Raw genomic sequence first — 21,769 nt, forward strand, 5'->3', positions numbered from 1 at the left:
TGCACAAAAATTAAAAACTACAAAATGACTACGAACAGAACATTTACCATGTTGAAGCCTGACTCTGTAGAAAAAGGGCATATTGGAGCAATATTAGAAAAAATCAATGCTGCTGGATTTAGAATTGTTGCCATGAAACTAACTCAAATGTCAACCAGAGATGCTGAAACTTTTTACGCTATTCATAAGGAAAGACCTTTTTTTAATGATTTGGTTACCTATATGACTAGAGGACCAATCGTTGCTGCCATTCTTGAAAAAGAAAATGCTGTTGAAGATTTTAGAACTTTAATTGGTGCTACTAATCCTGCTGATGCAGCGGAAGGAACTATTAGAAAATTGTATGCGGCTTCTATTGGTGAAAATGCAGTACATGGTTCTGATAGTGATGAAAATGCTGCCATTGAAGGTGCTTTTCATTTTTCCGGAAGAGAAATGTTTTAGTTTTAAAGATAAACTTATTTTAAAATCCAATGCTTGTGCATTGGATTTTTTATTGATAAAGAATTACTTTTTTACTCAAATTTAGACCGTTCTCGAAACCAACCTTTAACAAAAGGACAGTTCCGGGTTTGAAAGATGCTGTGGAGAATTGAATGTTTTTTTCATTTCCTTCCATCCTACTTAATTCTCTTCCTCCTAAATCAAATAACTCAACCTGCTCTATTGCATAGATGCTTTCCAAAGCTATAAAACCTACATTTTGTTTAATTCGGATTAATTCTTGATCTGACAATTTATCGTCTAAATGAAGTACCGCTGAGGAATTAAATTTGATACTAAAACGATCAAGAATAGTACCCGTTTCAATTTGATGAAAATGATAATCCGATAATTTGAGGTTGTGTTCAACGTTTAATTTGTGGTCTATTAAATAGATTTCTGTTGATCTTAATTCTCCTTCTAACTTTGCCAATCCAAAATATAGATCTTGTTCTACATCAGTTGAAAAACCGACCCGAATTTCTTTACTTTCAAAGTTTTTTTCTACACTTTGTATAGATAACAAGTCATCTCCTGCTAAAGAAAATATCTTTAAACCAGCACCTGGATAGAGCTTCGCGTCATATCCTAAATCATAACCCGAGGTAGCCTCCTCAAAAAAGCCGATCATCATTTCCTTTTTATATTTGTTTTGATCAACAATTTTTAGCCAAACTCTGTCTTTTTCAACTAACCCGTTTTTGCTCAACTCTTCTTTATAGAAATATTGATTATTTCCTGTTAACCGCATACTGTTATCAAATTGTAAATAGTCCGTTTTAATGGCATTTACCATAAAACCTTGTCCTGAACTGATATAAAAGGGTGTAGGTACAGAATTGTATTGACTTCCGGCCAAATTGTATACAATATAATCATTGGAAGAAAAATTACCACCCTGATCTGCGTCTATCTGGTGTGTCCATAAATATATGGCTCCGTCGAATACATTTGAATTAGCCTGAATCAAATTCATTGGATCAATGGCAGATGGATAAGGATTCCCAACCAAATTAAAATCGTTACTCGCTACCCCGGTTCCTGAATTAAAGAAAATTTGTGTTGATATTTTACCGTTGTTAGGTTTTCCATTAAATGTAAAAGTGTTTATTCCAATTTGTTTTCCATCAATAGAATAACCTTTCCCAACTTTCATATTTCCTGATGCAATAAACCAATGCTCATATGCCGTATTTAAATAGATCTGATTTTTCTTTGAAGGATCTAGTTGAAACATTCTATTCTTGTTCACCCCAGAAAATACGGATTGCAGATTTGCGTTTTGAACCGGAGAAGACCAATAAGTTGCATCATAAACGCGTTGTAAATTTGTTGTTTTTTCAATTTTTTTAATTGATCCTGAGATTGAAGCAAAATCGTTATACATCATCAAAGATTCTGTATCTCCAATGGTAAACTGACCATTTGAAACAGTTAAATTCCTATATATTTCTATACTTTGATTGGTGTTATGATCAAAATTTAAATCCTCATCAATAATTAAGTCGCAAGATTTAAAAGGAGTTGAATTATTATACGGACTGGAGATTCTCACTACCCTCGTTCTATCTGGAAAACCATTGATCCAGTTATTGTTCCATATGGATTCTCCACTATAATGAATACCAAGTTTCAAATTTTGATCATTTCTTGCTGAATTTACATCAGACAATGATAATTCTTGCCAATCGGTCAAAGAAAAATCTAAATGCGGACTTATTGATGTACAGTTACTTTTTACTAATGACTTCCCAGGAGCCCAATTTCCATTCTGTTCGCCAACCATATCAATACGATTGGCATAACAAGTATTGTTATTCGATGTTGAAATCACAATTAGTTGATCACTATCAAAAGAAAAAGGTATTGACTTCACTTCATCGATTTGGAATGTTCCCAATTGAATAGCAACATTTGGATTTGAAGAGGTATTTCTATTTCGATTATATCTTGCTAAATAAAAAATATTCGATATCACTCCACCTGAAATGTTCTTAACTTCAACAAAATCGCTATTTCCGTTTTCATAGGTCTGAGTAATCATTAGTTTCCCAAAATTTGCTGGAACTGCGGTCCCTTTTCCCGAAAAATTCATCACAAAAGTACCTTCATCTGGATCATTATCCTCTAGCGTTAAAGTAGCATTGTGTGTAATCTCATTATTCGGAGTATATCTCACTTCAAAGGTTATTGATTCTCCGGGATCTACGTTGTTATTACCACTATGAATCAATTGAAAATTAGAGCTGCCCGTTAAATTCCATTGATTAATTGTTAAAGTAGAATTCCCTTCATTTTTAATTAAAAATTGATTGGTTTTTGAATTTCCGATACCCAAAGTACCCATATATGTGCCATTTTGCTGTGACGGCTGGCTATTATTAATGATCGTTTGACCATTTACCAAATGAACAATTTCAATTTCTGAAGCCAAGCCCACTCCCCTCATGTTAAAATTGTTATTAGAAGTTAGCAATGGTTTTAAATCAACAATAATGTCCTTAACACCATTTGATTGAGGCTGAAACGTAATGGTAAAAGAAAATTCAGACCCCGCTAAAACAAATAAAGGATTTGGCACAGGTGTTAATTGTGATACGACAAACTCATTTTCAGTATAAGGATTCGCAGGATTTCCATTGCTATCGTAAGATTCATAAAGTCGCGGTGTCATAAATGGAAACAACAGAAATTGTTCAACCTTTACTACAATTTTTATAGACTTACTGCTTCCAAATGGAACATCTCCAAAATGTGTGTATGCCCCAGGTTCTGGAAAGTTTGTTCCATCTTCCGGAATCAATAAAATACCATCTTCTTCATAAAAATTAAGTTCTTGCCCAATTGAACTTTGGTAGAAGGTTAAAAACAGAAATAATACTAAACTAATTCTGAGGGTTTTCATAAAAATTGATTACCGTTTAATAACGTAATTAGCGATTGAATATTTTAAGGCAAAAAAGTTTTTATCTAAGCTCATTTTTACAAATAACACTATTTTTGTGGGCAAATGGAAAAAGGCACTTTAATAACAGTAATTGGTCCTACGGCTATTGGAAAAACTGCCATGGCAATCCGGTTGGCAAAACATTTTAAAACTGAAATAATTTCTGCTGATTCAAGACAGTTTTTTAGAGAAATGAATATCGGTACGGCCGTTCCATCAAATGAAGAACTGAATGCAGTACCTCATCATTTTATTCAGAACTTATCAATCCAAGAGGATTATTCTGTAGGAGATTTTGAAAGAGATGCGTTACAAAAACTTGAACAATTATTTAAAAAACATGCCACCGTGGTCATGGTTGGCGGCAGTGGCCTATATGTTGATGCGGTAATCAAAGGATTAGATAACTTTCCTGAAGTTGACCCAAAAATGAGACAGAACTTAAAAAAGCGCTTAGAAGTAGAAGGCATTCATTCTTTACAAAATGAGCTAAAAGTACTAGACCTTGTCAGCTACAATCAAATCGATTTAGATAATCCTCAACGTTTAATAAGGGCATTAGAAGTCTGTTTAGCTAGCGGTAAACCTTATGCCTCTTTCTTATCTAACAATAAAACCCAGAGAGGTTTTAATACCATTAAAGTTGGATTGACTGCTCCGAGAGAAACCGTCTATAATAGAATTAACCAAAGGGTAGAACAAATGTTTGAAAACGGTTTAGTAGAAGAAGCGAGAAAACTATATACATACAGAGAATTAAATGCTTTGCAAACTGTAGGTTATAAAGAACTGTTTTCATATTTTGATGGGCAAATAAATTTAGATTTTGCCATAGATGAAATCAAAAAGAACACCCGCAGATTTGCCAAAAGGCAATATACCTGGTTTAAGAAAGATAAAGAAACAATCTGGTTTGATTATCTAACCAAACTAGATTTAATTATTGATCAAATCGAAAAAGAAATAAAAAATTAGCGTTTACAGACTATTTATAATTTTCATACAGGGATTTGAAAACTTTTTCCATTTCCATTTTTCGATCTGTAGAAGATCCCATATAATGATTATTCATATAGCTAAATATCAATATTTTTCCTCGCTTTGTACGTAAATAACCACTTATACTATGGTTATTGGAAAGTGTTCCTGTTTTTGCAAAAATATACGGTTTTTCGCTTTTGAAATAATTCTTTAAGGTTCCCGATTCACCTCCATTAGGTAGAAATTCAAATAGTTTTTCTGTAGGAATTTCTCGATACATCTTATTCAATAAAACCACGATACTTTCTGGTGTAAATAAATTATATCTGGATAAACCTGAGCCATCAACCCAACGCGGTTTTTGAGGAAGGTCTTTTAAATAGGTGGTCAAAATAGTATCAATCCCCTTTTCAACATTGTACTCACCAGTCCATGACTTACCCACTTGAAGCATTAATTGTTCTGCAATAAAATTATCGCTGATTAACAGCATTTGTTTATAAAGAGTATCATAGGCAACACTATAGAACGGTTTCATCGGTTTACTAAAAGTTGCAGGAACTAGTGTGATCTTTCTTTTTAAAGTATCCCCAAGTATGTCGGCAACCAATTGATTTGAAGTTTTAAACGGAATTGTTCTACCTTTAAAGACATCATCTTTTTTAACGTAAAATTCGTTCGTGAAATAATCTCTTCTCTCATCGGTTTCATCTTTAATCGCTACAGATTTTTTTAGAAAATGCGGCACAGCTGTTATACTCGTATCCTTTTTAGAGAGCTCGACGTAATTGCCGTAAATGGGGAAAAGATTCTTTTCTACCATATAAGCATAAGGATAATCATTCCAAGCCCATCCATTGCCAAAAAATGCTTCGTCTATATGCTTGTCTACGATATAAATATTTTGACTTTTGGAAGATAGATAGGGAATCGTCTTACTTTCGTCAAATCCATAAAGCAATGAAGGATCAGCTGTTCCGGAAATGATAAGAGAGTCTTTATTTTCGTAAACCATTAATCCGGGAACAGAATCCTTAAAGGTTTTATAGGCAGCATAAAATGTGAAAAGTTTCGTATTTGATGCCGGAGTAAAATACTTGTTACCATTTATATTGATCAGGGTTTTATTCTTCTCTGGATCATAAACCACAATTCCTCTAAAAAACTCCTCTTTGGCAGACTGTTCAATGACTTCCTTTTGTAGGCTTTTGTTCACAGAGCAACTGCTTAAAAACATTATAGCTCCAACAATTCCAAAAAATTTTAACGTTTTACTTTTCATCTTTGAATCCAATTAAAAACAATTTCTCTTGCGCTCTTGTAATGGCGGTATATAGCCAACGAAAATATGAAATATCTTGTCCATTTGGCAAATAAGGTTGTTCAATAAAAACATTTTTCCACTGCCCCCCTTGAGATTTATGACAAGTTATGGCATAAGAAAATTTGATCTGCAGCGCATTGAAGTATTTATTTTCTTTTATTGCGAGCATGATCTTATATCTAGATCTATAGCTTGAATAATCTTTTGCCACTTCTTGATACAACTGATTAGACTGTTCAAAGGTAAGAGAAGGTGTTTCGCTTTTTAAAGTATCCAGAATAACAACTGTATCAAATGGAGGTTCTTTTGGATAATCAATCATTCTCAACTTTATTTCAGCAAATCTAAAGCCATATAGATCAATATATTTATAGATTTCCATCACCTCACAAATATCTCCGTTGGCAATAAAACTCACTTCTTTTGAATCTTGAAGCCAATAATAATTATTCTTTACAACCATTAAATGGTCACCTGTGGCAATTTCAGCATCCCTGTCTAAAATCCGAGCTCTGATTTGCTCGTTGTAACTATTTGCCCTTTTATTAGACCTAACAATTAAACAGGTATCTTCTATGCCAGGAACGGAATAAGAAGACATAAATGCATCAAGTATATCATCTCCTGTTTGCAAATTAATGATATCTGGAAAATTTAAGTTAAACTGAAACGGTTTAAAAAAATCCTCCTCCATCGCCAGTCTTAAAGCAGTTGCGTTGAGTAAAATTCCAGAAGATGCATCTTGTCTCGTTACTTCAGTTAGTTCAGTTTCATAGATACGTTTATTAAATTTCAAATTGAGTAAGCCTGCATTTAACGCAGGACTTTCTTCAATATGTACAGGTGGCAATTGAGCTGTATCTCCAATTAAGACTAATTTACAATTCTTTCCCTGGTCTATAAAAGTCATCAAATCATCAAGTAAAGATCCATTTTCCCACAATTTAGATTCTGCCATCTCATCTGGAATCATCGATGCTTCATCTACGATAAAAACAGTGTTGCTATGCTTATTTTTTTGTAAAGTAAAGCTAACTCCACCCCCTTTCCCCTTTTTGGGATAGTAAATCTTCTTATGAATTGTAAAAGCTTCTTTACCCGAATAATTGGTAATTACCTTAGCAGCTCGGCCTGTTGGTGCTAATAAAACGGATTGTTTATAAGCAAAAGGAAGCGTTTTTACCAAGGATGAAATAATCGTTGTTTTCCCTGTCCCAGCAAATCCTTTAAGTAAAAAAATAGATTCATTTTTATCTTTTATAAAATCTGCCAATAATCTTAATGTTTCGTCCTGAAGCGAAGTAGGTTCATAGGGGAACCTTTGGCTCAATTTAAAATATATTTCTTCTGCATTTAATACCATGAAACAAATTAAAGAAAAATGCTTCAATAACCTGTAGTTATATGCTAGCTATCATTTACAAACAATTGTATATCAAAGTACTAAAAACGGTAATAATTACCTACTAATGAAGCCTTTGTAAAATACCATTTAAAACTAAATAATTTCTTTTATCATAAAATATTTTTTGTAGATTTGCCTTTGACCGTATAAATAAAAAAATTAAAAAATGACTTCAGTTTTTATTATTATTGTTGCAATCATTGTCGTTTCGTTGTTAGCGATTTTAATTGTAAATGTAATTCCTCACAAATTAAAACCTTTACTTTCTATTGTTCTTTGGGCTGCCATAATTTTCTTGGGATACAAAATTTATAGTTCAATTATGACGCCAATTAATTTCAATAAACAAAAGCAAGTTAGGTATGCGAAAGTGATAAACAATTTGAAAATGATCAGAGATGCAGAATTGGCGTATGCAGAAGTAAACAGAAGGTTTACAGATAATAAACCAGCATTGATTTCATTTATTGATACTGCCCAATTTGCCATTACAGAGGTTAAAAACGTAGTAGTGACTGAGCAAAGAGGTAGAATTACGGTCGATGTAGAAAAAAGAGTTGTAGACACCATAGGCTACAAGCCTGTTAAGAGCAGCTTCGAAGGAAGAGATTATAAGAACATGTTTAAAGTTCCTGGCACTGATAAAGAATTTGATCTAAAAGTGGGTAGCATAGAAAAAGTAACCGGTGTTAAAACTCCTGTGTTTGAAGTAAAAGTGGACAAGGCGATTGTTTTGGATGGAATGGACAAGGATCTAATCCGTCAAGAAAAAGAAGCTTTAGGTGGAATTAATGTTCCTGGTGAATACATTCAAGTAGGCTCTTTAAGCGAAGTAAATTCAAATGGAAACTGGCCTCCTTCTTATGATGGTAAAAAAGAAGATACAGATATCTAGAGGTTCTATAGACCCAACTAAAATAGACAACTTACAATTATCCATCCAAATCAGTTTGGATGGATTTTCTTTTTGTACCTTAAATAAGGTAACTAATACAGTTGACTTACTTTCTTATGTTCCGTTTTCTGAGCCATCCGTAAATCCTGAAAAACACCTGGATAATGTTATAACGGCTTTTAATAATGAATCAGCTTTACAGTTTAAATATAGTAATGTAAATATTTGCCATACCAATAATTTATCTACCATTGTGCCGCGAGAACTTTTTAATGAACATAATTTAAAAGGATATCTGAAGTATAATCTCAAGGTATACGAAAATGATTTTATTGCATATGATAAAATTTCAACGCACGAAATGATTAATGTATACGTGCCTTTTGTAAATATTAATAATTTTTTCATCGATAAATTTGGAGAATTTGAGTACAAGCATAGCACAACCATTTTTCTACAAAACATTTTAAATGTGTACAAATTGAGTGAAAAACCTCACTTTTTCGCCCATATTCATGGAAATCAACTCGATTTAATCGCCATTGCAAATAACCAGCTTCAATTATCGAATAGCTTTACTTTTCAGAATAAAACAGATTTTATTTACTACTTGTTATTTTGTGCAGAGCAATTAAGATTTAATCCGGAATACTTAGAACTTGTCTTTCTGGGAGAAGTCATTGAAAATGATTCATTATATAACATTGCTTATAAGTACATTAAAAATGTATCTTTCCTAGAAAATAGAAGCCCATACAATTATTCAGACGCATTTAATGATGATATAAAAAGGCAATATTTTCTTCTGTTACACCAAAACTAATGCGCATCATCTCGGGGAAATATAAAGGTAGAAAACTGGTCGCTCCAAAAAAGTTACCGGTTAGACCAACCACAGATATGGCCAAAGAGGCGCTTTTTAATATGCTCTATAATCGCTATGAATTCGATGAAATAAGTGTCTGTGATCTTTTTGCAGGTACCGGAAATATTAGCTTTGAATTTGCCTCTCGCGGTACAAAACGAGTAACTTCTGTTGATCAGCATGCCGGTTGTATTCTCTATATAAATAAAATTGACAATGAACTGAATCTTAATTTAACTATCATCAAAAGTGATGTCTTTCGGTTCTTAGACAAAACACATCAAACTTTTGATGTAATTTTTGCAGATCCACCTTATGATATTGGGCAAGAGGAATTCCAAAAATTAGTCCTCTTAATTCTCGAAAAAAAAATGTTGAAGGATGGAGGACTTTTAATTGTTGAGCATTCTTCTCAAACCGACCTATCTGCAATGCCTCACTTTGAACTGCTTAAAAAATATGGAAGTAATTGTTTTAGTTTTTTTTCTGATACCGTTGAGGAATCAATCTAACCACTGTTTAAATTTTTTCACTTTTTCTCTGCTAACAATTAAATCATCCTCATCTACACTATGTAGACGAATTTGAATTCTGCTATTCGTATAAGACACCATATCTTCAATGGCATCCATACTAATAATATACTTTCTATTGATTCTGAAAAAAAGGTTAGGATTAAGTTCATCTTCCAACTGATCCAAAGTTGGCTCTACCAGATAATCTCTGTTATCAATGGTCTTAAAATAAGTCCCTCGATTCTCTGAATAAAAGCAACATATTTTACTTACTGGTATCATTTTTAAATGTTGGCCGATTTTAATAATGAATCGTTTTTTAAACTTTTTCTCCTCATTAAGCTTGAGTGCCTCTCTAATCTTTTCTATATTAAGTTTAAGAGGATTGGCATTTACCCAGTTTTGGTGAAATTTTTCTACAGCCAATCTCAATTCATCTTCGTCTATTGGTTTTAGTAAGTAATCAACGCTATTCAACTTAAAGGCCTTCAATGCATATTCATCATAGGCTGTTGTAAAAATAATCGGGCTATCAACATCAACTTCATCAAATATTTCAAAAGCCAATCCGTCAGAAAGCTGAATGTCTAATAGTATAAGATCGGGATTATTATTATTTAAAAACCAATCAACCGCTTCACTCACAGAATGAAGCATCATGTCTACTTGTAAGTCAAGGTTTTCAATCATCCTGGCCAACCTTCTAGCTGCAGGCTTTTCATCTTCAATAATTACTATTTTCAAAACACAGCTATTTTATTCCCAAAATTCACTTTTATCTTTGTCCATCAACTCCTTTATCTTTTTTTCTTCCCATTTCTTACCAAAAAGGAGATTTTTTCCAAACACGTGGTAGCCATGAAAAAAAAGTCCAATTCCCCAAAAAATAGCCGTTGAAAATGTCCAAAAATTTAGCTGATCAAAACCTACAGAGCTTAAAATTCCATAAACAATAAATGCGTTCACAATGATATAAACAATTAAATGTATATAAAATCCTTTAATTTCTTCAACCTGTTTTTGTGCTTCTAAATATCGATCAATTTTATTTCTATCTTCCATGAGTTTAGAGTTTTTAAATTATTGCCAAAGCGTTTTGTCTTCTTCATCCATGATTTCTTTGATCTTTCTTTCCTCCCAGCCTCTTCCAAAAATAGGATTTCCAAAGGCAGAAAAACCTTGAAAAACTAATCCGATACCCCAGCCGAAAATAGGAAACCAAAACCATTGGATAGTAAAAGGCGTGAATCTATAATAAATAAAAATTAAAAAAGGTATAACAATAATGTATGAGATTAAACTGGCATAAAACCCTTTAATTTCCTCAACCTTTTGTTTGGCTCTTAAATACTTACTTTCTAAAATTTTGTGATCTGTACTCATCGTTTTAATTTTTTGCGTTAATAATGGTAGGGTTACTTTAAATGTTCTATTCTTATCTTCTACAATAAATGGCCGCTTCGTAATAAGCGCATAGCGGTCTTTAATATTACTTAAGCCAATTTTTGTACTCTTTCCCACATTGTCCTTTTTATTTAAATTGTTCTCTACTAATAAATTACCCTCTTCTTCATAAATTTTAACTTTTAAAGGGAACTCGCTGCTAATAACATTGTGTTTTACTGCGTTCTCTAAAAGAATTTGTAAGGATAGTGGTACAATTTTCAATTCACTATTAGAAATCTCTTCTGGAATTTCATAAACAACAGCATCTTCAAACCTCATTTTAAGGAGATCCATATAGGTTTTTGCAAAATCTAATTCTTCGTTTAAAGGGATTAAATCCTTATTTTTTTGTTCTAATACATAGCGGTATACTTTTGATAATTTAGTAGTAAATCTTTCTGCTAATACAGGATTTTCTCCTATTAAGGATGTCAACACATTTAGACTATTGAACAAAAAATGCGGATCTAATTGACTTTTGAGCGATTCGTATTTGGCCGTCTCCGTTTTTGCCACAACCTGAGATTCTGTAACTTTTTTTTCTGAAGAGGCTTTGTAAAAATAAAAAATATAAAAAAGTAAAGTGACAATTAGGGTTATATTGATACCGAAATAAAAATATCCTTTTGAATTAACCAGAAAAGATTCTGGCGCCTCACCGAAAAAGAACACCCTTACTATAAATCTTAAAACTACCAAAACTAAAAGCGTGACCAAGAGAGAACCTGAAAAACCGAAAATAATATGCTTTTTTAAATTTTCAGATCCTTTAAAATTTCTCGAGATAAATCCAAAATAGAATCGATGCGAGAAATACATGATCAAGGAATACAATTCATATATCGCTAAAGACTTCAGCAATACTGCAAGGGGTTGCGCAAAACCATTTTGTTGAAGTGAGGTTCCCAACAAAAAAACGGCAAATCCGATAAGTAAAATAATTAATCCTGATTTTAACCAAGCTTTCATAAATTCAATCCTTTAATTCAAATGTAATGCCTTTATCCTTAATTTCCTGAATTTCGCAACTTCCAATTGAGTATGTACCTGATGCGATTATATTTTCATCACAAAGACAATCTGGCATTTGCTTTGGAGCTTGCGCTTGTGTAACAAATGAAATGAGATAAGCTACAATTACTACAACATATTTTATCATAATTCAAATCTATAAGTGGTTTGACATTTTATTAAAACAAAGATGATTGTTAATAATAAGCAGCAAAAAATAAATTGGCTGAATTGTCAATAATCGTGATTGAATTGTTCTAATCATAAATAATAGAGGCATGAATTGTAACAAAAACAGTATTTTTAACACTAATCATTAAACGTTTTTTGGGTGGATAAAAATTTAGAAAATAAATTTTTGGAAGAGCTGGATAATCATCAAAACATCATTCATAAGGTTTGTAGAACTTATACGAATAATGAGTCGGCACACAAAGATCTTTTCCAGGAAATAACCATTCAGTTATGGAAAGCCTATCCCAAATTTAGAGGGGAATCAAAGTTTAGTACTTGGATGTACCGAGTCGCTTTTAATACTGCGATTTCACTTTATAGAAAAAATAAACGAGATATAGATACCGGGCCAATATTTGACAATATGAAAGAGCTCGAATACAAAGAGTACAATGATGAACAAGACAAGCAATTAGATTTATTGTACAAAGCAATTCATAGTTTAAATGATATAGAAAAAGCCTTAGCACTAATGTATTTAGAGGATAAAAGTTATAATGAAATTGCAAGTACTTTAGGGATCACTGAGATTAATGCTAGAGTGAAAATGAACAGAACAAAAACCAAGTTAAAAAATATTCTTAATCCATAATAAATGGCTCAACTAGAGAATTTAAAAGATATTTGGAAAAACCAGGAAGAAGAAAAAATTAGGTTTTCCAAAGAAGATATATTTAAAATGATGCATCAAAAGTCATCATCGGTTGTGAAATGGATTTTAGCTTTGAGTATTTTAGAGTTCATTTTGCCTTTGCCTAATATCTTCCTATTCTTCACAGGTCATAAGTCAGACAACAGTTTTATAGAAAAATACGATTTGAACGGTATGCTAAATTTTTATTACATAGCACACGTGCTAATTATTTTAGGTTTTATTTATTGTTTTTTTAAAAATTATAAAAGCATTTCTGCAGATACAAGTGTTAAAAGTTTGATGGATGATATTCTTAATACGCGAAAAACCGTTAAGAACTATATTTACTATAACATTTTAATGGCGGCTATTATCGGTTTTCACATGTTCTACAAAGTTTTTACCTCCTCATCCTTTAAAGAATCTTTACCGGAAAACACTAATATGCTCGTGATATGGATGTTGTCAATCTTAATGTTCTTTATTGTTTTAGCGGTATTTTGGTTAATTTACCGGTTGGTTTATGGATTTTTCTTAAAGAAATTACTACGCAATTACAATGAATTAGGTCAGGTCGACTAATCTAGTTCAAACATATCAAGACTTCCTTTTCCTTCTCTCACCACTTCTATTTCCTCTGTTGTAAGATCGATAACTGTTGAAGGAATATTTCCACCATAGCCACCATCAATCACTATGTCTACATGGTTCTGCCATTTTTCGAAAATCAGTTCCGGATCTGTTGTATATTCCAACAAATCATCCTCGTCATAAATTGAGGTAGAAACAATGGGATTTCCTAACTGCTTAACAATTTCACGTATGATATTGTTGTCAGGAATTCTGATTCCCACAGTTTTTTTCTTTTTAAAAACTTTTGGTAAATTATTATTACCGTGTAGGATAAAAGTGTAGGGTCCAGGTAATGAGCTTTTTAAAAGTTTATATGTTGGCGTATCAACTTGTTTTGAATAATCCGATAAATTACTCAAATCGTAACAAATAAATGATAAGTTCGCCTTGGTTAAATTAATACCCTTTAAACGAGCTACTTTTTCCATGGCCTGACTGTTGGTAATATCGCAACCCAAACCATAAACAGTATCCGTTGGGTAAATGATTAATCCACCTCTTTTTAACACCTCAACTACTTTTGCTACTTGCTTAGGATTTGGGTTTTCGTTATAAAGTTTTACGAGCTCGGCCATGAGATCAACTATTTATTCATCTACCAATCTGAATCCCTCTCCATGAATATTAACAATTTCAACTTTGTCATCAGGTTTTAAATATTTTCTCAACTTTGCGATATACACGTCCATACTTCGACTTGTAAAATAATTGTCATCTCTCCATATTTTGGTTAGCGCCAATTCTCTTGGTAATAAATCATTTTTATATAAAACCAGAAGTTTGAGTAATTTATTTTCTTTTGGAGATAATTTTCTAGCTGGTTCGCCTTGAAAAGATAATTGCCTTAATTTTGAGTCAAAATGAAACTTACCCACTTCAAATTCAAACTGATTCTCTTCTTCGCTAGTTTCATTTTCTTTCCTTTGCAAGATCGCTTTAATTTTATACAATAAAACCTCACTGTCAAAAGGTTTATTGAGATAATCATCTGCGCCAGACTGATAACCTTTAACCACATCTTCTTTCATTGTTTTCGCAGTGAGAAAAATAATTGGAATATCTACATTAGATGATCTTATCTCTTTTGCTAAAGTAAATCCATCTTTTTTTGGCATCATAACATCTAGTATACAAATATCAAATTCGCCATTTTTAAATGTTATTAACCCTTCTAAGCCATCTTTGGCATGTGTTACATTATAATCATTTAACGATAAATAATCTTTAAGTACTGTTCCGAAATTCGGATCGTCTTCAACAAGTAAAATTCTTTTATTTGCCATAATAAGGAGTGTTAGATTAATGGTAATTTTATGGTAAAGGTACTCCCCTTACCCTTTTCACTTTCTACAAATACAGCACCTTGGTGCAAATTTGTAATACTTTTAACATAGGCTAAGCCTAATCCATGACCTTTAACATCATGTATATTTCCGCTTTGTTCGCGGTAAAATTTATCAAATATTTTCTTCTGTACATTTCTATTCATTCCAATACCATTATCACTGATTTTGATTAGAATAAAATTCCCAATATTCTCTGTAGTGACATCTATTATTGGTGCATTATTAGAGTACTTAATCGCATTGTCTAAAATGTTAACAATAACATTAGTAAAGTGGAATTTACTCGCTAAAATTTCACTTCTGGTAGCTCTGAATTCTTTATTGATTTTTCCATCTTTATTTATAACGATCAAGTTGACATGTTTCAAAGCGTCATCAATGATATCATGTATATCGAGTACACTTTTGGTAATGTCTAACTGATTCTTTTCAAGTTTTGAGATTCTTAGTACATTTTCTACCTGAGCATGCATTCTTTTATTTTCTTCTCTAATCATTTCAGCATAACGCTTTACTTTTTCTTGGTCGTTAATTATTTTTGGATTATTGATCGCATCAATTGCTAAATTGATCGTAGCGATTGGTGTTTTAAACTCATGCGTCATATTGTTGATAAAATCCGTTTTAATTTCAGAGATCTTTTTCTGCTTTAACATTTGGTAAAGCGAACTGGCAAATACAAAAATGATCGCCAAAATAAAAAGAGCCGCCAAAAGTAAGTTTCTCGTAATTGTTGATAGAATATATCCTTTTTTATCGGGAAAACTCACAAACAATTTATAATCACTATAGCCTTCGTTGTCAATAAATAAAGGAACTTCGTAACTACTTCCTGTGGTCATCTCAAAATTATCCGATTTGACCCTGGTTATTAAATCTTCGCTAAAAACTGCGTATTCAAATGGTGTGTTAATATTTCTCGTACGCAATTCATTATCCAGATTAAGCCTTATCTCATTATCTGTGATCCTATCATTGATAGGTACACGAGCATTGATCGCATCAAAATACTCTTCAAGTACCAGTTTATCATACTTATCTAACTTTCCAACTTTTACAATTCTTTCTTCCGGACTTAACTCAGCAAAATCTTTCGATTTAAACTCTAACCTTTTTACCTCCGTTTCCTGCTCACTTATAATCGTTTTAAAATCAAATGATTCATCCTCTAAAGGACTAATCTGTGTTCTGTAACTATTTTCTAGAACTCTTTGTCTGTAAGTAAAAATTTCATTTCTACTCGTATCTATTTGTTGGTAAAAAAAATCTTTAACTCCTCTCTCTTCCAATTTTGTTAAACTGTCCAAAATTGGTGCAAATCTCGTTACATCATCTGTAAATTCACGCTTTTGAATGTTTTCAGAAACTTTTGCAAGCGCGTATTTAACACTCGTTGAAAACTGTTCTTCCTTTACCTCTACCGTACTTTTTATCCAATATATTTGAACAGCAATAATACCGATTAAGGCTACTCCCATACATATAATTAAAAGTACGAATATTTTTCTACTCATTTTAACAAATTTAGATTAACTCTAGCATATTAAAATTAATTTAACATTTGTTAACACTAATTGAAATTAAATTAACAACTGTAAAATAAGATCTAACTATTATGTTGAGAGTAAGATTGATAACACTTCATTGACTCTCTTTTCAGTTTCGAGGATATCAATGTTTTCAATAACAAAATCAGCACGTGGAAATTTATCCTTATCGCTTAATTGATTATTCATTCTGGATTCTATTTCTTTCTGAGAACTATGATCTCTTTTTTTTAATCTATCAATGCGCAATTCCTTTGGGGCTGTGACCAATATTACCGCATCAAAAAAATCTTCCTTCTCATTTTCAAATATCAAAGCACTTTCCTGCATGACGATTTCTGCATTCTGCCTAGAAATCCATTTTTCAAAATCAAATGCCACGGCTGGGTGTACAAGAGCATTTAATTGAGATAACAATTCCGAATTATTGAACACAAGTCTCGCTAAATATGTTCTGTTTAGGTTTCCAGACTCAAAAACCTTTTCACCAAAGAGATCGATCAAACCTTGTTGAACCTCTTTAGATTCTTGCATAATTCTCTTTGCTTCAGTGTCGGAAAAATAAACGGGCACACCTAAGTCTTGGAACATTTTAGCTACAGTAGATTTGCCGCTACCAATACCACCGGTTAAACCAACTACCTTCACCTTACTTACTTTTGATTAAAAACTCAACTTTTTCTGGTACTATTCTCACAGATGAAATAAAATCTGGCATCTTTATCACCTTTGGAATTAAATAATCCAAATTATTCTTTTCTGAATGCTCGTAATCACAGATAATTTCAAACCCTTCTTTAAGCACCTTGTTATAATTCTCTAATGATACTTGAAAAATCAATTTTAACTCTTTCGGGTAAGTGCTTATAATTGCTTTAGAAGGCACATTAATGACCTTATAGCTCATATCAAAACTACCTTCAGTGAATTTTTCTACTTGAGCTTTTACTTTAATTTTAGAGGGTTCAATTTCGACATTTGGCCCAGGAGAAACAACCATAATTTCGGCCTCAAAACTTTCAGAAACATTATCCATCACAAAGGGTTTTACTTTAACTTCATTGATCGTATCGATCACTCCTTCCGGTCCAGAAATTGTCACCTCTTTAGGAGAAAATTTCAATTCTTCAGACAGACCATATCCTATTTTGTATTGAATTTCGATTTTAGGATTCACACTTATTTTCTTGAATTTTTTTACACCGAATTCAAAGAATAAGGTATCAGGTCTAATCTTTAAAACATCCGTTTCTCCGCTAAATTGAGACTGAATGAAATTAATATTGTTAGAGCTTACAGAATAATAGGATTGTTTATTTTTCCTCTTCAATTCTTTTAATGAATACTGAATTTTCTTATTCCTGTACTTGTGCTTCAACAAATTAAAACCAATAGACTTAACAGTGAGTACAAGGGTTTCGTCAGATTTACTTTGTAATTGCATTTTACTTGGAAGATCTACAAATTCAACAGAAAATTCAACATCTGTGATATAACTTTTAGACAAATTAATCAAAAACCAAAAAAAGAGAGATAATCCTAAAAACAACAAAAACATCCGTAGTTTTTTATTGTTCTGAAGTGAATCGGTTGATTTATTTGATTTTTTTGTGTCCAACTAATTTTTCGTTAAAGATAAAAAAAAGAGTTCAGCTTTCGCTGAACTCTTTACGCTTCTATGATCCGTTTTTAATTAAGACTTGCTGTTTTCTGGGGTCAAATATCTTTTGCTCATTTCCATAGAAATAGCAGATCTTTCAAATTTTATTTTTCCCGCTCCAGTTTCGATGGTACAAGTGTTATCGGCATCATTTAAATCTACCACTTTGCCATGAATACCACTTGTGGTAACTACTTTGGCACCTCTTGTAATTGAACTTTGAAACTTTTTCTCCATTTTTTGTTTTTTCATTTGTGGTCTAATCATAAATAAATAGATCACTAAAAACATTAAAGGAATTAAAATAATATTTCCTATTCCACCGCTTCCCGACTGTAATATAATTGCGTTTATCATCTTGTGTATTAAATTTATGAGGCTTTTGGAGTTACTTGTGCTTTAATAAACACTTTTTCAACTCCATTTAATGTATTCGTTGTTAATGTTATTTCTTTCATTTGTTTATTAGGCTTTCCCGCAGAATTAAATTTCACCTTAATAATTCCACTCTCTCCGGGTAAAATGGGTTGTTTAGGATATTCCGGAACAGTACATCCGCAACTCGCCTTAGCAGAATAGATGATTAACTCGTTTTTGCCTGTATTTTTAAAATCGAAAGTAGTTTCTACAACATCACCTTCATTAATGGTTCCAAAATCATGCTCAGAACGATCGAAATTGATGATGGGCGATTCATTTTTAATGGAGTAATCTCTTTGCTGAGCAGCCTCGGCATTTTCTTTGTTTATTTTTGCAGTAGGATCTTCTTTACAACTTAACAATACCAACCCTACAACAAATAAAATAGCTGTTTTTTTAAACGACATAATTCAAAATTTTTCGTCAAATATAAGGATAATTACAACAATCCACGACCGATTTTCTTCACCTTGTCTTGCTGCTGATAATCCTTCAAAATCTTATCGAGAACTCCATTAATGAAGAAGCTACTATTGGCAGTAGAATAATCCTTTGAAATTTCAATATATTCATTGATACTCACTTTTGTTGGAATAGAAGGAAATTTCATGAATTCTGTAATGGCCATTTTTATCAATATCATATCCAATTCAGCAATTCGCTCATTATCCCAATTGGGTGTTTTAGCATCTATATCATCATCATATTCTTTATGATTCAAAACTGTTTTTCTAAAAAGATCTAACATGAATACCCGATCTTCATCTTCAATATCCAACGTTGAAACACCTAATGCACTTCCCTTTTTGATATTCTTGATCATTTTAACGATCCAGGTATTGACATAAGGTAAATCATCTACCCAACCCAAATGCTCACTTTCGTAATAATCGTTGAGCTTTTCATTTGGTGCAACAATTGTTTTAAAAATTTCTAAAATAAAATCTTTATCTTCTTTTAACCCAGATTTGGGCAAATTGATATACTTCTTGTACAAGTCGCTTTGTTGAATTTCATCCCAAATTAAACGTACGAACTCTCTATCATTAGACCAGTTTGTAATTTTGTTACGTTCGATATGATTTTTTAACGAGACATCGTTTTCAATCAACGCGATGACCTTATTGTGAATAAAGTTTAAATTAGGGTTCTTATCTTCAGCAGTAGCCAGGTATTTTTTCTTCCTGATTTCCAAATGTTCTTGGGCCATATTTTTTATAGCCACCAATAAATCAAGTTGAAGTGCAAATAGATCGAATGTTTTATCTACACTATTTGAAAGAAATTTTTCTTCCTTGGTAAGGTTATTGCTTCCTGATTGTAAAAAGGCATATACAGATTGCATCACCTTGATTCGAATATGTCTTCTATTCACCATAACTTAAAGATCGTATCATTAAAAAGGTTTGCAAAGATATTGCTTTTTGTGCTATTTTTTTTAATTTATTAGAACTTCAAATTAATTTAAACGGTTTGGGTTAAATGACCCATTGTTTGTTTGTGTTTATTTTTGCGAACAATTTGAAGTTAATTTTGTACTGAAACCTTTATCTTCGTTGACGGAAAATCCTACGATTATTCATGAAGAACCTGAAACACCTAAATAAATACTTTTATAAATATCGCTATCGCCTCATTATTGGTGTACTTATTACAGCAATTGCAAAGATCTTTGCACTACAGGTGCCGCAACTCATCAGGCAATCGCTCAATGTAGTCGAAGATTATAATAAAGATATCATTAGTGATTTGGCGTCAGTTAAACACGAACTTTTTCTCAATATTCTGCTTATTATAGGTGCAGCAATTCTATCTGGTTTTTTCACCTTTTTAATGCGACAAACCTTAATAGTGATGTCGAGATTGATTGAATTTGATTTAAAAAATGAAATTTACAACCAATACCAGAATCTTTCACAAACCTTTTATAAAAAAAATAGAACTGGTGATTTAATGAACAGAATAAGTGAAGATGTAGGTAATGTTAGAATGTATTGTGGACCGGCAATAATGTACACCATGAACATGCTTGTTTTATTTATTATTGCTTTAACAAAAATGTTTCAAATTGATGCAAAACTCACTTTTTATACTTTACTACCCTTCCCTATTCTCTCAGCATTAATCTATTTTCTAAGTAAGACAATTAATAAAAGAAGCAATATTGTTCAACAGTACCTTTCTAAACTAACTACTTTTGCACAAGAGTTTTTTTCTGGTATTAATGTAGTGAAAGCCTATAGCATAGAATCTCAAACATCTTCAGATTTTAGTGTTTTAGCCACGATTAAAAAAGAAAAAAACATTTCACTATATAAAGCACAAGCCTTATTTTTTCCATCAATGGTTCTTTTAATTGGGATTAGCAACATTTTAGTGATTTATATTGGTGGGCAACAGTACATCAGCGGAGAAATTGATAATATTGGAATTATTGCGGAATTTATTATTTATATCAATATGTTGACATGGCCCGTCGCTGTGGTCGGTTGGGTAACTTCTATCGTTCAACAAGCAGAAGTGAGTCAGCAAAGAATTAACGAATTTTTAGAAGAAAAACCCGATATCCAAAATTTACAAACAAACCCTACAGAAATCCACGGAAATATTCGGTTCGAAAATGTATACTTTACTTATGAAGATACCAAAATCGAAGCATTGCATAACATCAGCTTTGAAGTTGATAAGGGTAGAACATTGGCTATTTTAGGCAAGACTGGATCAGGTAAAACCACGATTATTAATTTAATCGCCAGGTTGTTCGACACGAACCAAGGAACAATATTAATAGACGGAACACCTATTAAAAATGTAAATTTACACGATTTAAGAGATAGCATAGGTTTTGTACCACAAGATGCCTTTTTGTTTTCAGATACCATAAGAAATAATATAAAAATTGGAAATGAAAATGCTTCAGAAGAAGAGGTTATTGAAGCGGCCAAAAATGCCTATATTCACCATAATATCATTGAATTTAACAAGAAATACGACACTTTTGTTGGCGAAAGAGGTGTCACTCTTTCGGGTGGACAGAAACAAAGAATATCAATTGCAAGAGCCCTGATATCAAATCCTAAAATTTTAATTTTTGATGATTGCCTTTCGGCAGTAGATACTGAAACAGAGGAAATTATACTTGGAAATCTCGAGAAAGCAAGACAAGGTAAAACCACTATAATTGTGAGCCATAGAACTTCATCAGTTAAAAATGCTGATCAGATCATAGTCCTTGAAGCAGGAAAGATTGTACAAACTGGCACACACAATATGTTAATTAATGAAAAAGGGTACTACCAAGATATATATAATCAGCAACTTGAAGAGGAAGCATCAGACAAGGATTAACAAGCCAAAAAAAAATAATATTTTATTGCTTAGTTCCTTTAATTTTATAGATTTGTCTAAACATATTATTATAAT

Annotated in this window: 22 protein-coding genes; 8 read left to right on the forward strand and 14 right to left on the reverse strand. The window is 32.1% G+C overall.

The genetic code is table 11. The annotated features are described in order from the left end of the window. Positions 1-24: 24 nt before the first annotated feature. Complete coding sequence (locus ACFQ39_RS13180; protein ID WP_377179677.1) at positions 25-444, forward strand: nucleoside-diphosphate kinase; 420 nt, start codon at positions 25-27, stop codon at positions 442-444. A 49-nt stretch (positions 445-493) separates the two neighbouring features. On the opposite strand, the gene ACFQ39_RS13185 is transcribed toward ACFQ39_RS13180, so the two are convergent. Further along, positions 494-3,388: a choice-of-anchor D domain-containing protein gene (locus tag ACFQ39_RS13185; RefSeq protein WP_377179679.1), complete on the reverse strand. Its 2,895-nt coding sequence runs from the start codon at positions 3,386-3,388 to the stop codon at positions 494-496. Between the two features lie 105 nt (positions 3,389-3,493). Here ACFQ39_RS13185 and miaA point away from each other — a divergent pair, with 105 nt between their 5' ends. Further along, a complete protein-coding gene (gene miaA, locus ACFQ39_RS13190) occupies positions 3,494-4,405 on the forward strand; it encodes a tRNA (adenosine(37)-N6)-dimethylallyltransferase MiaA (protein ID WP_377179681.1) in 912 nt (303 codons plus the stop codon). Positions 4,406-4,415: 10 nt separating this feature from the next. Here the strand turns inward: miaA and ACFQ39_RS13195 are convergent, their stop codons facing one another. Both ACFQ39_RS13195 and ACFQ39_RS13200 read right to left on the reverse strand, forming a co-directional pair. After that, positions 4,416-5,693: a D-alanyl-D-alanine carboxypeptidase/D-alanyl-D-alanine-endopeptidase gene (locus ACFQ39_RS13195; RefSeq protein WP_377179683.1), complete on the reverse strand. Its 1,278-nt coding sequence runs from the start codon at positions 5,691-5,693 to the stop codon at positions 4,416-4,418. Next, on the reverse strand, positions 5,683-7,098 hold the full coding sequence (locus ACFQ39_RS13200) for an ATP-dependent DNA helicase (protein ID WP_377179685.1): 1,416 nt from the start codon (positions 7,096-7,098) through the stop codon (positions 5,683-5,685). Before ACFQ39_RS13200 ends, ACFQ39_RS13195 begins: the two co-directional genes overlap by 11 nt. Before the next feature lie 208 nt (positions 7,099-7,306). Here ACFQ39_RS13200 and ACFQ39_RS13205 point away from each other — a divergent pair, with 208 nt between their 5' ends. From ACFQ39_RS13205 to ACFQ39_RS13215, 3 genes are read left to right on the forward strand one after another with little or no spacing between them, the layout of a single operon-like run. Next, positions 7,307-8,035, forward strand: coding sequence for a hypothetical protein (locus tag ACFQ39_RS13205; RefSeq protein WP_377179687.1), 729 nt, complete (start codon positions 7,307-7,309; stop codon positions 8,033-8,035). Next, positions 8,004-8,858: a DUF3822 family protein gene (locus ACFQ39_RS13210; protein ID WP_377179689.1), complete on the forward strand. Its 855-nt coding sequence runs from the start codon at positions 8,004-8,006 to the stop codon at positions 8,856-8,858. Before ACFQ39_RS13205 ends, ACFQ39_RS13210 begins: the two co-directional genes overlap by 32 nt. Beyond that, entirely contained in the window at positions 8,858-9,412 is a 555-nt protein-coding gene (locus ACFQ39_RS13215) for an RsmD family RNA methyltransferase (RefSeq protein WP_377179691.1), read from the forward strand. Before ACFQ39_RS13210 ends, ACFQ39_RS13215 begins: the two co-directional genes overlap by 1 nt. Here the strand turns inward: ACFQ39_RS13215 and ACFQ39_RS13220 are convergent. The 3 genes from ACFQ39_RS13220 to ACFQ39_RS13230 are packed head-to-tail and all read right to left on the reverse strand — an operon-like array spanning position 9,404 to position 11,830. After that, a complete protein-coding gene (locus ACFQ39_RS13220) occupies positions 9,404-10,159 on the reverse strand; it encodes a LytR/AlgR family response regulator transcription factor (protein WP_377179693.1) in 756 nt (251 codons plus the stop codon). The two genes, ACFQ39_RS13215 and ACFQ39_RS13220, sit on opposite strands and share 9 nt — an antisense overlap. A 12-nt stretch (positions 10,160-10,171) precedes the next feature. Next, positions 10,172-10,477: a 2TM domain-containing protein gene (locus ACFQ39_RS13225; protein WP_377179695.1), complete on the reverse strand. Its 306-nt coding sequence runs from the start codon at positions 10,475-10,477 to the stop codon at positions 10,172-10,174. 18 nt (positions 10,478-10,495) lie between these two features. Beyond that, on the reverse strand, positions 10,496-11,830 hold the full coding sequence (locus ACFQ39_RS13230; RefSeq protein ID WP_377179697.1) for a 2TM domain-containing protein: 1,335 nt from the start codon (positions 11,828-11,830) through the stop codon (positions 10,496-10,498). A gap of 373 nt (positions 11,831-12,203) precedes the next feature. On the opposite strand from ACFQ39_RS13230, the gene ACFQ39_RS13235 reads away from it, so the two are divergent. Both ACFQ39_RS13235 and ACFQ39_RS13240 read left to right on the forward strand, forming a co-directional pair. Then, a complete protein-coding gene (locus ACFQ39_RS13235) occupies positions 12,204-12,698 on the forward strand; it encodes an RNA polymerase sigma factor (protein ID WP_377179699.1) in 495 nt (164 codons plus the stop codon). Positions 12,699-12,701: 3 nt separating this feature from the next. After that, positions 12,702-13,322, forward strand: a complete 621-nt coding sequence (locus ACFQ39_RS13240) for a hypothetical protein (protein ID WP_377179701.1) — start codon at positions 12,702-12,704, stop codon at positions 13,320-13,322. On the opposite strand, the gene ACFQ39_RS13245 is transcribed toward ACFQ39_RS13240, so the two are convergent. From ACFQ39_RS13245 to nusB, 8 genes are all read right to left on the reverse strand, one after another. After that, positions 13,319-13,948, reverse strand: a complete 630-nt coding sequence (locus ACFQ39_RS13245) for an L-threonylcarbamoyladenylate synthase (protein WP_377179703.1) — start codon at positions 13,946-13,948, stop codon at positions 13,319-13,321. The two genes, ACFQ39_RS13240 and ACFQ39_RS13245, sit on opposite strands and share 4 nt — an antisense overlap. A gap of 12 nt (positions 13,949-13,960) precedes the next feature. Then, complete coding sequence (locus ACFQ39_RS13250) at positions 13,961-14,656, reverse strand: response regulator transcription factor (protein WP_377179705.1); 696 nt, start codon at positions 14,654-14,656, stop codon at positions 13,961-13,963. Between the two features lie 11 nt (positions 14,657-14,667). After that, on the reverse strand, positions 14,668-16,233 hold the full coding sequence (locus ACFQ39_RS13255) for a sensor histidine kinase (protein WP_377179707.1): 1,566 nt from the start codon (positions 16,231-16,233) through the stop codon (positions 14,668-14,670). A 99-nt stretch (positions 16,234-16,332) separates the two neighbouring features. Next, the gene (coaE, locus tag ACFQ39_RS13260; protein WP_377179709.1) at positions 16,333-16,914 is read right to left on the reverse strand and encodes a dephospho-CoA kinase; all 582 of its coding nucleotides are present in this window, start codon (positions 16,912-16,914) and stop codon (positions 16,333-16,335) included. Between the two features lies 1 nt (position 16,915). Then, positions 16,916-17,824, reverse strand: a complete 909-nt coding sequence (locus ACFQ39_RS13265; RefSeq protein ID WP_377179711.1) for a CdaR family protein — start codon at positions 17,822-17,824, stop codon at positions 16,916-16,918. Positions 17,825-17,959: 135 nt separating this feature from the next. After that, a complete protein-coding gene (yajC, locus tag ACFQ39_RS13270) occupies positions 17,960-18,283 on the reverse strand; it encodes a preprotein translocase subunit YajC (RefSeq protein WP_377179713.1) in 324 nt (107 codons plus the stop codon). A gap of 14 nt (positions 18,284-18,297) precedes the next feature. Next, a complete protein-coding gene (locus tag ACFQ39_RS13275; protein ID WP_377179715.1) occupies positions 18,298-18,753 on the reverse strand; it encodes a DUF1573 domain-containing protein in 456 nt (151 codons plus the stop codon). 32 nt (positions 18,754-18,785) lie between these two features. Beyond that, positions 18,786-19,724 carry a transcription antitermination factor NusB gene (gene nusB, locus ACFQ39_RS13280; protein WP_377179717.1) on the reverse strand — a complete coding sequence of 313 codons (939 nt, stop codon included), beginning with the start codon at positions 19,722-19,724 and terminating at the stop codon, positions 18,786-18,788. Positions 19,725-19,927: 203 nt separating this feature from the next. Between nusB and ACFQ39_RS13285 the strand changes: the two genes are divergently transcribed. Beyond that, positions 19,928-21,694, forward strand: coding sequence for an ABC transporter ATP-binding protein (locus ACFQ39_RS13285; protein ID WP_377179719.1), 1,767 nt, complete (start codon positions 19,928-19,930; stop codon positions 21,692-21,694). The last annotated feature ends 75 nt before the right edge of the window (positions 21,695-21,769 follow it).

It is taken from the genome of Namhaeicola litoreus, assembly GCF_042679565.1.
GTDB lineage: Bacteria > Bacteroidota > Bacteroidia > Flavobacteriales > Flavobacteriaceae > Namhaeicola > Namhaeicola litoreus.